This window comes from Vibrio crassostreae 9ZC13, assembly GCF_000272045.2.
Lineage (GTDB): Bacteria > Pseudomonadota > Gammaproteobacteria > Enterobacterales > Vibrionaceae > Vibrio > Vibrio crassostreae_C.
On record NZ_AJYZ02000019.1, the window covers coordinates 1,413,237 to 1,424,194 of the forward strand.

Genomic DNA, 10,958 nt, shown 5'->3' on the forward strand with positions numbered 1-10,958 from the left:
TTGATTTAAAACATTTTTTTAGAAAATGATTCGATGCAACCGATTAAGCACCCTCGCAATTTAGATTTACATAGATCTAAAACGGCTTAACAACTGGTGATGGATAGATGTTATGAATAGTAGAAAAACAAGAAAGCCAAGCGGTGATCGCTTGGCTTTGAGTTGTCTATTTCTGTTGGTTTCAAGCTTTAGGCTTTAGGCTTTAGGACGCATGATGTTCTTAACCTTACGGCTATCTTCACCAAAGATGCGTTGGACAAGTTGATTCATGTCTTCCGCAGTAATCGACCTCGCCACTCGCTCAACTTGAGACAAAGCTTCGATATCGTAACCATGAAGTAAATAACGAGACAGGTACCATGCTTGGTCAATAGAGCTCATCTCGAGAGGCGTGAAGTCCGCTTCAAACTGTTTCACGACTGCGTGCATTTCCTTTTCAGAGACGCCTTGTAAAAGGTCTGCAATCACTTTATCGATCGCCACTTCGACTTGGTCAACGTTCTCCGGCGCTACCATCGCCCCGATAACCCACTCACCACTCAGCTCACTATCTGCGGATGATGAATACGTATATGGCGAGTAATCTAAGCTCAACTCTTCACGAATATAAGCATCTAAACGAGCTGCCAGCAGTCGTTCTAGCAAGTTTTCCGTGAAGATATCTTTTGCCGTTACGCCTTGGTCGGTTTCGGCTTCAGGTTCAGAGATGACTCGTAAGATGTACTCTGCACTATTCACATTGTTGATCGCTAAATCAATGCGTGATTCAGATGGCTGCTTGTAAGCCACCTTAAATTCAGGAACCTCAGCTTTTTCTAATGGAATCGAAGCCAAGTATTGCTCAACCAAAGGCTTTAATTCACTTGGGTCGATGTCACCCACGATCACCAATTGGTTATGCCTCATTTGACCAAACAATTGCTGATGAAGATTAGCGACGTCTTCCACAGAAACCGCTTCAACACGTTCTTTATCAACAAAGAGGTGGCCACTGTCTTGACGATAGATATTCTGGTTTCTTGCGCGCTCAAACTGACCGACAGGGCTGCTCAAGAAAGATTCTTGACCTTGTACAAACTCCTGTTTCACTGCCTCTAACTGCTCGGGAACAATTTTAGGCGCAGTTATGAAGGTATAAAGCGCAGCAAACGTATCTTTGAGCCCATCTTTGTTAATACTAAATTCAACACCATGGCGAGTGTTGCCAATAAAGGAATCAGCTCTAATATCTTCACGATCAAAGTACGCTAAAAGCTCAGAACCCGTAAATTCACCCACACCACTTCGAGCGAAAGTAGGTAACGCAACCTCAACCGCTGGGTAAAGGCTCGGATCCAAAGCGGCTTTTCCACCGAGGCTCATGTACATCACCCCAACATCATCACCCGCCACATAATCACGCAGATACCACATGTCGATACCATTGCTCAACGTCCACTTTTGGATATATGGGTCTACGGACATTTGTTCAGCAAGTACAACCTCGCCTTGCGAGCTAGGTACAGCAAAAGCACTGGCTGTTCCTATCGCAAGCGGCGGAATTCCCGCCTCGCTATACGTGGCTTTTAAGCTATCTAGAGAGTTAATGACCGCTGTTCTGTCTTCATTGTCGTCCATCCCAATAACAATAAAGTAATCATCAGAAAGTAGATTCTTGATGTTGTCGTTAATCACTTCAAGGCTCAAGTTAGCAATGAAAGCTTCCAAACTTACTTGATAGTCTTTCTGTGATTGGACGATTCGATCTGTGACTAACGCACTCGCTTTGTAGTTCGCGTGTTCAACGCTATCCATTTTATCCCAGTCATGCTCGATGTTGTCGAGTAAGTCTTGATAGTAGTGCTGTTCGCCAACAATATCCGTTTCCGAAACACCAAAATCACGCAATGACGCCAATGTAGAAAGCAGATCTTGTTGGATTACTTCACGGTCTCCAGCCGGAAACCCAACACTTATTGCCGAATAGTGCAGAGCACCCATTCGATAGCCATCAGACGCTATCCATTGAGTCGGCAGCGCGGCATCATTAAATACTGCTTCTAATCGTTGTCGAATCAACTGTTGAGAGGTTTCATCTAACCAACGTTGATGCTGCTGAGCATGATTTTCAACTCTATTTAAACCTCGGTTAAACGTCAGAGTGATGCTTGGCGCTTCTCTTCCTGCGTACTCAACATAATCATCTTCATTGAATGAGGTCATTTTCTGTTTCTCTGGTCTCGGCGTATCGCCACGCTCCCAGCTAGAAAACTTTTCTTCAATAAGTGGAATCACAGTTTTGATGTCCACATCACCAGAAACGACCAGCTCAACTATTTGAGGTTGATACCAAGTCTGATAAAAGTTGCTGATGCCTTGAGGAGTAGCATTCACGATCGACGATTTAGTCCCTAATGCATCTTGCGATTGGTACGGGCCGCCTTCAATGAAGTGGTCAAAGAATTTCTCTCCGAATGACTTATCATCGAGGCGAGCCATACGGAACTCACCAAGAACCACGCCTTTTTCTTTTTCGACTTCTGAACTTGATAGATCCAGGCCATCACCAATGTCACGCATCCACGTCAAAGCAGACTGCAATTGGACATTGTCAGGTAAATCTAACTGGTAGACCGTCTCTTCATAAGAAGTGTAGGCATTAATATCAGCACCAAAGCTAGCGCCTGCGTCTTCGAATAGACGAATCACATCGTTCTGAGAGAAGTTTTTACTGCCATTGAATGCCATGTGTTCCAAGAAGTGCGCGTAGCCTTCTTGTTGAGAAGTCTCTTGAATCGAACCGGCGTGCACGACTAAACGAACAGATACGGATTCTTCATGATCTGGATAAACATGATAAGTAAGGCCATTTTCTAGTTGGCCTGAAGTCCATGCCGGATCCGGCTGGATTGGCGTTTCGGTAGTTTTTGATGTTGAGCTACAGCCAACTAAGGTGAGGCATAGAGCCGTCGCTAAATAATATGTTTTCATAACAACCTCTTAATGTCATTCATCGACAATATACAGATTGAGCTAACGATTATTATTTAATATTGAACCGGATGAGTATCTTTGTGATCTAGATCTTTATTTTATAAATCACTATACGTTATGTAAGATCGCCTGTGCTCGTTTAAAGCAGCGTTTTGATAGAGCCTAATACATCCATTTAAACTCGCTAACTACATCCATTTAAAATCAATGGCTACATACATTTAAGCTAGTTCGCTACATACCCTTAAACAACGCTTGCGAGGCACGGCTGATCGGTAGCTTTTCCCCTGACACATACGCCGACATCTGACCTGAGAGCCCTTTCTTCACCTTATCAATGGCGGAAACTTTCACTACCACTGAACGGTGGATTTGCCAAAACTCATCAGGATTGAGTTGCGCTATCAACTCTTTTAGTGACACGCGAAGAATATACTCCTCTAGCGATCCCCCTTGACCCTTCTTAAATATAGACACGTACTTGTCTTCTGCTTTGAAGTAAGCGACATCATCGACGGCGATTAGGTGAATGTCTTCCCCTACACTGGCTTTGAGCCATGTGAGATACTTTTTCTCCGATAGATAAGGAGGCTGCGTTTGCTGTGACGTCGACTGGGATAGTTGTTGAAGCTGAGCCATTAACGCCGTGATATCGGGCTGTTCTGGCGTGGTACCTGTTTGTGTTTGATTGCTCGACAGACGCGCTTGCACTTTCTGACATGTGGCCAGTAAACGCTCTTCATTGATTGGCTTAAGCAGGTAGTCCATCGCATTGTGATCAAAAGCTTTGACCGCGTATTCGTCATAAGCCGTGATAAACACAATCAATGGCGGTGAATCTAACTTGTTGAGTTGTTTCGCCAGAGAGATACCATCCAGTTCCGGCATACGAATATCGAGAAAAGCCACGTCGGGCTTAAGCTGCTGAATACTCTGCATCGCCTCCAAACCGTTTTGTGCTTTACTGACGATTTCTAACTCCGGCCAAACCTCAGCAAGGCTCTTGTCTAAGTGGTGACTTAACAGTGCTTCATCGTCTGCGATTATCGCCGTTACGCTCGGCTGTACTGTTGGGTTGTTCATGGTTAGTCCTTTAAATTCACACTGTAAATCGTCTATTTTGCGTCACTGTTCGGTGTTTTCTGATCTGTAATTCTAGGCGGCTGCCTCAGTCAACGGTAACAAGATCGTCGAGACTACCCCGCCTTCAGCGTGTTCAGTAATCGTTAGGCTCGCCTTATCACCATACAGGGTTTCGATTCTTTGACGAATATTGCTTAACCCAACACCGTGACCCGTATTCGCAGAAGGCGTTTTCAACCCAGCGCCATTATCAGCCACTTCAATTTTTAGCTGCTGTGCTTGTTGAGTAATACGAATATTCACTTGGCCACCAGCGGCTTTGGGCTCGATGCCGTGCGTGAGTGCATTCTCGACCAAAGGTTGAATCAAGAACGGTGGAATCACCTGCAAATCGCTAATCTCGTGTATTTCAATCGAGAACGTTAAGCGCTCACCCAAGCGTATCTTTTGGATATTAAGATAAGCGTCTAACAAGTCGACCTCTTGTGCGATGGTCGATTGCTCGGTGCGGCTGTTTTTCAGAGTTACACGTAATAAGTCAGTCAGTTTTTCGAGCATCAACTTGGCTTTCGCGCTGTCACTCTCAATCAATACATTGATGGTCGCAAGCGTGTTGAACAAGAAGTGCGGTTCAATTTGGCTTTGCAGTTGTTTAAGCTGGCTTAGCACCACCACCTTTTCTTGGTCGGCCTGACGACGCTTGGCCACTTCCAATTCGTTATCGGCACGTAACTGCTGCTCCCGAGTATAGAAATAGTAATAGCAAACCGAACAGAAGATCACACCGAGCAAGACTACAGATTTAAGGTCCGAGATATTAGCCCCGAAATACCCGTTCAACCAATAGTGTGCGTTCAAGGTACCAAAGGTCATCGCGATCACCATTGAGATACCCACCTCAAGCGTTCGAGATGTCCTCTTAAACAACTTCACCAAGATGAAAGAAGAACCCACGGCGCTGTAGCCAAAGCCAAAACTGATTGCCAGGTTAACCGTTAATCCGCCGCCCCAAATCGTATGGGTTGTAATCGCAATAAGAACACAAAATAGCGTGGTGAACGCGAAACTCTTAATCCATGAAAATCGACTGTTTGAAGAAGTGTCCATTAAAATCGTCCTTTGATATTTAAGAGAATCATATGACTATCGGGTAAACTGGCGTAAGCAGAATCACTTTTACCACCTAGAAAGCGTGCAGCAAGTTCCAAATCCAACGATGAATTGCCATTATCTAAAGCCTGATAATTGAGCCACTGAGTCGCAATAAAACCGCCATCTTGAGGAGACAACATGACATCGAATGTTGGCGTGATATCTTCAAGCCAGCCATGTGTCGAATCCAGAGACCAATGAAACATGATGTTGTGTTGAACCAAATTGGCGTGCTGATAGCCTTGCGCATAAGAACCTACCAACGAAGATGTCATCGGATTAACCGACAAAGACTCTGCACTTTCTATCGCGCTTTGCCACTCAGAATGACTCCAAGCACGGCTATCAAACCAGTATTCCAGCACCACATTATGGCCCGTGTCATTGGCCCATGTTAATCCTGCTAACGCTTGATAAGCCTCGCCCTGCTCTTCAAGATAAACCGGTTTAAGCATTGAATCCGGCTGACTGTAGCCAAGGCTTTGTCGCTGATAAACCACCGAGCCATGAAACTCCCAAGCGAGATTCAACACCGACACTAAACTCGCCCCAAGTAAGCCATGGCGTACATCGTCGTAATAAGCGACCCACTGATATTCGTGGTCGCCAACCAGATTGTAACGACGTATCCCAAAGCCTTGTTGCTGATTCTGCTTTTCGAATTCATTTACGTCTTGGGAAGTCCATGACGAATCGCTGTAAAGCAGTGTCCATTCGCCCGTCATATCGAACAGTGACGCTGAAGCCACACCGGCGCCCTCTTCTGCGACAATGCCAACAGGGTTTTGTCGGTAAGGCTTGATAATGTCTAACGGTCGGTAGCCATAACCAACACCCCAATCTAGGCGAACCTTACCGAGTGTCACATCAAGGTAGTGATCACCGAACGCTGAATTAGACAGTTCAACACCACCTTGCCAAAACAGCTCGCGCGCAATGAATTCCGATTCAAAGCTCGCGTCTTGGTCTTGAGGAGTATTAGTCAAAATATCATTGGCTTTCATTGCAAACAGGCCAAGCCAATTGCCATATCCAACCTCAAGATCCAAAAAACCATTGAGTGACTGGCGATTGTCAGATACGAAAGGGTTAAATGGCGACTCTCTCGATTCAACGGCCTCAGCACTCAATTGCCAGTCCCAGGCTAGGTTCAGATCGTACGCTTGAGTCGTATTACTCATACAAGGCAGCACAATGAAAGTAACGATTAAAGGCTTGATGTGGAATCGACGACTAGAAGCTTTCATGGCACCCACCTAAAGCCCAGACACGCTATTACGTGATAAGTAAGCAGGGTTGTAGTATTTGTCCGCTAAAGCTTGTTCGCTTACCTCGCGGTACTCAATCACGGTTTTCTTACTTGGTTGAATCTTATCGAGCAAAGTCATCGAAACTACACTTGGCAAGCCATCTCGCACGCCTTCAGTAAACCAAGCTTGCTTGGCTAACTTACCTGAACGCAGATACAGATCCGCTTTAACAGGAAACGCTCGGTCTGCCGTTAACCACAGATCAATCGATTGATAGCTGGCACCCTTGGTTTTCGCCGTTAGCTTTAGATGATAAGTATCGAGTGTCTCGCCAGTCGACCTCTCAACCTGTTGCTCGGCAACCCACTTACCTTGGTAATCTTCGCTCCAAGTGAGCGTCGAAATGTCCCCTACCGAAGCTTCACCCAAGAGTTTCTGCATTGGTGTGATTCGGATAGGTCGGCGCGATTTCGGCATCAGTAACCAATAGTTGTCCTCTATCATCAGCATCTTTTGACCCGCCTCGACCGCCGACTTGAACACGACCAGCGACTCTCGGTTTGGTCTTGTGTAGACGTTGTATTCGCGGGTTTTGTCTAGTTGCTCGTCTTGATATAGCGCGACCAGAGAAACCACTTTAGACGCCTGTTCGCTGTTCAAGCGATAGCTATCCGCCTTGGCGATCATCTCTGTGACTTGTTGTGAATCGACTGCCCAGCTTGGTGTCGATGCTAGAACCAAAACCAATACAGAACCTAAAACAGTGAGTGAACGAGTAAATTTATACATAAACCAGCGCCTCCGTGATTGGCTTATTCACGCCTTTGCGAGCAGAAAAATAAGCAGCTAGCAAACAGATCGTCAACACACCTAAAGTGGCGTAACCAACTAATTCCAATGAGAAGTAAATGTTGAGTGGGTAACCCTCGGTTCTGCCGGGAGGTGGTGGCATTTGGATATCCACCACCAGCAATAACACCGACACGAAGCCACTCACTAACGCGCCGATCGCGCTGCCAATCACAGCCAACAATCCCGCCTCTTTTAAGAAACCTGCGACGATTTCAGACGGGTAACTGCCTAGTGCCGACAAGGTGCCAATTTCACGAGTACGCTCGGTCACCGACATGGTCATGGTGTTAAACAACGACACAAACACTACCAATGCCATCACCGCGCCCATGATGCCGAAGATACGGTCGTAAAGATCTTTCACCTTGGTGTAGAAAAACGCGCGATCTTGCCACGGGGTGATCTCGATCTCTGTGCCTTGATCGCTTTGGCTCGCACTATTTCGATCTAAAGCTGTTTGGATACGCTGTTGAACGGTCGAGGTCTTGCTTGTTTCAAATAGAAACACCGACAAGGTACTGACTTTGTCTGACGCTAAAAGCTCTTGGGCAGTGGTGATGTGTACGTATAACTGACGCTTATCCAGCTCAGGCACTCCTGTCGAGTAAATACCCTGCACCTTAAAATCAAAAGCGTTCAATGCGCCGTCACTGGTAGTCGCGAGCAGTGTCACCCAATCGCCAACGGCAACTTTGAGATTACGAGCAAGGTCAGTTCCCAGCATCACTTGTGGCTCTTGGCTGTCGTATCTTGGCGATTTCACATCCGAGAGGGTCTGACCGCTGCGCACATCTAAGAAAGGACCTTTCATGTCGAACTCACGCTCATTGACACCCGTTCCCATAAAAATGGTCGATTTGCTGCCGTTAGACACCAAGCCGCTGAAGTAAACTCGCGGTTGCACACCACGCACATCACTGTCACCAATGATGCTCTTGGTTAGCGCTTGAACATTATCGAGACCATTGCTCAGCGGCATGTCTTCATCTTGCTCAAAATATCCCGGCGTACTCAAAGTAAGATGACCAGTATCGCGCGCGGTCGATTCACGCAGAGATTCATAGGTATAAAGCCCATAACCTCCAGCCGAGGTCAGCGCAAATACGGCAATTGCGATGATCAATACCGAAAGCAGACTACGGCGACCGTTTCTCAATAAATTAAGCCACGCCAAACGCACCGAGGTAGGAAGCAAAAAAGTGCTCATTCTTTGTGTTAACTTGCCCATGAGATTGCCTCCATTGCTGTGGCTTGTAGTGCCAGTTGACCATCGATAAGTTCAATGACTCGGTCACAACGCTGCGCCATTCTTGGGTCATGCGTTGCGACAATAAAGGTGGTGCCCATTTCGTGGCCGAGCTCTTTCATAATGTCGATCACAAGGTTGGCGGTGTGACTGTCTAAGCTAGCGGTCGGCTCATCGGCAATGACTAAGCTTGGGTTGTGGATTAGCGCTCTGGCTATCGCGACACGTTGCTGCTGGCCGCCTGAAAGATTGTCTGGGCGATGATGTACATATTCGCCTAGCCCAACACGCTCTAACATGTCTTGTGCTCTGGTCTGCTGTTCTTGTTTCGAACATTGGTTCAACATCAATGGGTAGGCCACGTTCTCAAGTGCCGTCATCACTGGAACCAGATTGAAGCGCTGAAATACAAAACCCAACGACTGACGGCGAAAGCGTGCAGCGGCGATTTGCTCTGTCGGATACGGTTGGCCATCAATATTGATCTGTCCTCGATAGCTCATATCCAACAAACCAAGAATATTCAAAAGTGTGCTTTTTCCAGAACCCGACGGGCCACACAACGCCACCATTTCACCGCGCTGGATATGGCCATCGACCCCGTTTAATGCATCAACACGTTGACCGCCTGTGACATATGCTTTGCCGATATCTTTAAATTCAATCATCCCGTTTTCCTCTGATTACTAACCAACTGTTTAGCTTCCATGCCCTTTATTTCGCTTTCGCTATTAGGGCCTTCGCAGTCATCGTTTCGATGTTGTCGGCATCGGCCGTTTCCATTTGCTCTAGCCACGCTTGTGCTTGCGTTAGGTCTTCAGCACGAATCGATGCCTCAATCGCATAACGGTAAATCCACGATGTCACAGCGAAATGCTGTTGCTGGAAAGCATCTTCAGCCAATAGCGAGAGGAACAGGTCATAACCACGATCGAAATGATTAAACATGTCTGGCAGAGAGGTGTAAGTAACGGCGGCCATTGCGCGAGTTAGGTAAGAATCTGGCAGCCCTTGAACACGGGGTTGTTCATGAATTGGTTGGTCTTCGTCTTTCAGCAGCACCAGTGATTTATCAATGGTTGATAAGCCTCTCTCCACATACTTCATCTTGTTCCAAGGTAAGAACGCATCACGCCCCATCAGGGTTTCTGTGCTTCCTAAATAAACTAAAGTCAGTGGCGTAGCGCCGTCTTGTTGCAGCGTGTCATTAAGGCGTTCATAAGCCACCTCAACCAAGTCTTCATTGCCTTGCGCCGCTTGGTTGTAGATATCGAGCACGTCTGAACTCGGGTTCGCTAAAGCTAACGACGGTGCAAACGAAACAAGAGCAATCAGCAATGAACGCTTAAGCACAGAAGTTGTAGAGCCTGAATTAAATGAGTGTGAAGTAGTCATGATTTCTAATCCCTTTCAAATGTTGACGTTGAAAGGTTAACTAGAATTTGTCGTGCAGTTTTACCAATGCGACGAATGGTAATTATAAGGAGTGAATGGTTGAGAGGCGGTGTGAGTGGGGTCTCAACCTTATAGGAACTAGACGAACACTATTCGCATAATTAGCCATAGTTACCTCCCCCTCTAACTCCCCCTCAATCTGGGTTCATCAATATCTCTAGATCTTTAGCAGAGGGGGAGAACTTTCTTTAGCACTGAACATATATCGACACTTTTAACGATCGATGTTCTATTCCTCCCCTCTCCACGATCAGCAAGGGATCTACATATGAATCAAGGGGAGGCTAGGAGGGGATTTATTTTGGATTAACGCACTCGGCAGAGCTCAAACCAAAAAAATAGCCGCTAATCCGCGGCTATTTTTAGTTATCTAAACGAAGTTCCTATTACTTCGATCTTTCTACTTCTTTGTCTCTTCAACCACGGCTTTCATCAATACTGATGTATCCATGCGGCCTTGTCCTTCGGCAGACAGTGCCTTGTAGGCGTTGTTGGTCTTTTCAGTCAGTGGAAGCTGGATGCCTTGGCGCTCAGCTTCATCTAGACAGAAACCTAAGTCTTTGATCATCCAATCTATTGCAAAGCCAAAATCGAACTTGTCTTGTGCCATTGTGGTAGCACGGTTTTCCATCTGCCATGAGCCAGCAGCGCCGTTTTTAAGGCAATCAACCAGAGTTGGGATATCCAAACCTGATTTTTCAGCAAGCACTAAGCCTTCAGATAAGCCATTCAACACTCCTGCAATGCAGATCTGGTTAACCATTTTCGCGCGTTGGCCTTGGCCGACTTTACCCATAAGAACTGACGACTTACCGTAAGCTTCGAACACAGGTTGAAGGTCGTTGAAAAGCGCTTGTTCGCCACCACACATGATGGTTAGCACGCCATTTTCTGCGCCCGCTTGGCCACCAGATACAGGTGCATCCATAAAGCGAATACCGGCTTTC

The 10,958-nt window shown here is 46.4% G+C and carries 9 protein-coding genes; all 9 read right to left on the bottom strand.

Going from position 1 to position 10,958, the window contains the following annotated elements; translation table 11 throughout:
• Positions 1-195: 195 nt before the first annotated feature.
• Positions 196-2,970: a M16 family metallopeptidase gene (locus A136_RS07490; RefSeq protein ID WP_017065099.1), complete on the bottom strand. Its 2,775-nt coding sequence runs from the start codon at positions 2,968-2,970 to the stop codon at positions 196-198.
• Positions 2,971-3,207: 237 nt separating this feature from the next.
• Entirely contained in the window at positions 3,208-4,056 is an 849-nt protein-coding gene (locus A136_RS07495; protein ID WP_017065100.1) for a LytR/AlgR family response regulator transcription factor, read from the bottom strand.
• A 72-nt stretch (positions 4,057-4,128) separates the two neighbouring features.
• Positions 4,129-5,163, bottom strand: coding sequence for a sensor histidine kinase (locus tag A136_RS07500; RefSeq protein ID WP_017061259.1), 1,035 nt, complete (start codon positions 5,161-5,163; stop codon positions 4,129-4,131).
• A complete protein-coding gene (locus A136_RS07505) occupies positions 5,163-6,455 on the bottom strand; it encodes a hypothetical protein (RefSeq protein ID WP_017065101.1) in 1,293 nt (430 codons plus the stop codon). The genes A136_RS07500 and A136_RS07505 overlap by 1 nt, the downstream gene beginning before the upstream one ends.
• 9 nt (positions 6,456-6,464) lie before the next feature.
• Entirely contained in the window at positions 6,465-7,247 is a 783-nt protein-coding gene (locus A136_RS07510; RefSeq protein ID WP_017065102.1) for an outer membrane lipoprotein-sorting protein, read from the bottom strand.
• Positions 7,240-8,538, bottom strand: a complete 1,299-nt coding sequence (locus A136_RS07515; protein ID WP_017061256.1) for an ABC transporter permease — start codon at positions 8,536-8,538, stop codon at positions 7,240-7,242. Before A136_RS07515 ends, A136_RS07510 begins: the two co-directional genes overlap by 8 nt.
• On the bottom strand, positions 8,526-9,224 hold the full coding sequence (locus A136_RS07520; RefSeq protein ID WP_017065103.1) for an ABC transporter ATP-binding protein: 699 nt from the start codon (positions 9,222-9,224) through the stop codon (positions 8,526-8,528). The genes A136_RS07515 and A136_RS07520 overlap by 13 nt, the downstream gene beginning before the upstream one ends.
• Before the next feature lie 46 nt (positions 9,225-9,270).
• Positions 9,271-9,951 carry a hypothetical protein gene (locus A136_RS07525; RefSeq protein WP_017065104.1) on the bottom strand — a complete coding sequence of 227 codons (681 nt, stop codon included), beginning with the start codon at positions 9,949-9,951 and terminating at the stop codon, positions 9,271-9,273.
• A 460-nt stretch (positions 9,952-10,411) separates the two neighbouring features.
• On the bottom strand, positions 10,412-10,958 hold a 547-nt coding region (locus A136_RS07530), incomplete at its 5' end, for an NAD(P)-dependent oxidoreductase (protein WP_017065105.1).

Bases quoted from the DNA above. Each gene is read 5' to 3' on its own strand.
- A136_RS07525 (WP_017065104.1), bottom strand. From the start codon at position 9,951: ATGACTACTTCACACTCATTTAATTCAGGCTCTACAACTTCTGTGCTT.
- A136_RS07520 (WP_017065103.1), bottom strand. From the start codon at position 9,224: ATGATTGAATTTAAAGATATCGGCAAAGCATATGTCACAGGCGGTCAA.
- A136_RS07500 (WP_017061259.1), bottom strand. From the start codon at position 5,163: ATGGACACTTCTTCAAACAGTCGATTTTCATGGATTAAGAGTTTCGCG.
- A136_RS07490 (WP_017065099.1), bottom strand. From the start codon at position 2,970: ATGAAAACATATTATTTAGCGACGGCTCTATGCCTCACCTTAGTTGGC.
- A136_RS07515 (WP_017061256.1), bottom strand. From the start codon at position 8,538: ATGGGCAAGTTAACACAAAGAATGAGCACTTTTTTGCTTCCTACCTCG.
- A136_RS07505 (WP_017065101.1), bottom strand. From the start codon at position 6,455: ATGAAAGCTTCTAGTCGTCGATTCCACATCAAGCCTTTAATCGTTACT.
- A136_RS07495 (WP_017065100.1), bottom strand. From the start codon at position 4,056: ATGAACAACCCAACAGTACAGCCGAGCGTAACGGCGATAATCGCAGAC.
- A136_RS07510 (WP_017065102.1), bottom strand. From the start codon at position 7,247: ATGTATAAATTTACTCGTTCACTCACTGTTTTAGGTTCTGTATTGGTT.